This is a genomic window from Luteimonas sp. A611 (assembly GCF_054072715.1).
In genome coordinates this window covers 1-999 of record NZ_JBSVRP010000016.1, presented here as the reverse complement: position 1 = coordinate 999, position 999 = coordinate 1, and the positions used below count along the sequence as shown (strand labels likewise).

The 999-nt window shown below is 57.0% G+C and carries 1 protein-coding gene; it reads left to right on the top strand.

The window, feature by feature from the left end; all coding sequences use genetic code 11:
• Nucleotides 1-98: 98 nt before the first annotated feature.
• Complete coding sequence (locus ACW5EG_RS17040) at nucleotides 99-395, top strand: hypothetical protein (protein ID WP_457022487.1); 297 nt, start codon at nucleotides 99-101, stop codon at nucleotides 393-395.
• Nucleotides 396-999 lie beyond the last annotated feature (604 nt).

The following is a 999-nucleotide window of genomic DNA, read 5'->3' as shown; positions in this document are numbered from 1 at the left end:
TACGGTGGTCTGACACCGAGGCGTTATCGGGCGCGCACGTCGGGCTCTCGGCGCCTACGGTAGGGGAAACTCAAGACATAAGGCGTTAGGCAGCAGCGGTGAAGACTTACGCAATCCGGATCGAAGGAACCGGCATCGACTTCCCGGCAGAAGAAGGTGCTGCCTCGGCTATTGGTTTCTTCACTACTCGCTGGGTCAAAGCTACTTCTCCAGCCAGTGCACGCGATCTTGCCAAGCAACTAGTCCTTTCGGAGTGGGCTCAGTCGGGGGAGTACGGACCCGCCAATTCGGGGCTGCCTCCGGAACTGGTAGTTGAGGAAATCTGGGAGATTGGAGCTTTCCGAGCCTTGTTTGTCCGCAAGCCCGCCGGTTACTCGTTCTATGCCTCCGAGTGACGGCAGCTGCCTAGCAATGCGTTCAAGCCGAAATTGCATCGCTACGCCGTCAACATGGCAGAAAGAGCTTGCCATGTTGCCAGCTACGCGCTGCAATTCGGCTTAACTTGAGTGTTAGACCGCTAGGGAGAGCAATGAAGACTGCACTTTTCATAGCCACATTGCTGCTGCCGCTCTCAACTCTGGCGGGCAGCGACATGGCCACCGTGCCGGATCGCTTTGTTGGACAGTGGGCTGGGAGTCCTGATTCTTGCGGATCGGACGCAGATGACTTGACTCTTCGCATTGCTCCTCACCACATTACGTACTGGGAGAGTGATGGCCCAATCAGGGCCGTTGTGGTTCGCGGAGACACCGAGATTGCGCTGATCTCTGAACTGTCCGGCGAGGGCGAGACGTGGCTTTCCACCGCACAGTTCACGCTCTCCCGAGATGGGAGTCAGCTAATCGACAACACGACTGTGCCAGGTACGGAGTTGATACGTTACAAGTGCTCAGGCGCTGTCGGTACGCGGGGTGAATTAACACTCCAAGTGCAACACCCCTGAAGTTTGTTGTAGTCGTTGTTCCGGGGTCTGGAAGCCATAGCGTTTCCTCGGTCGTT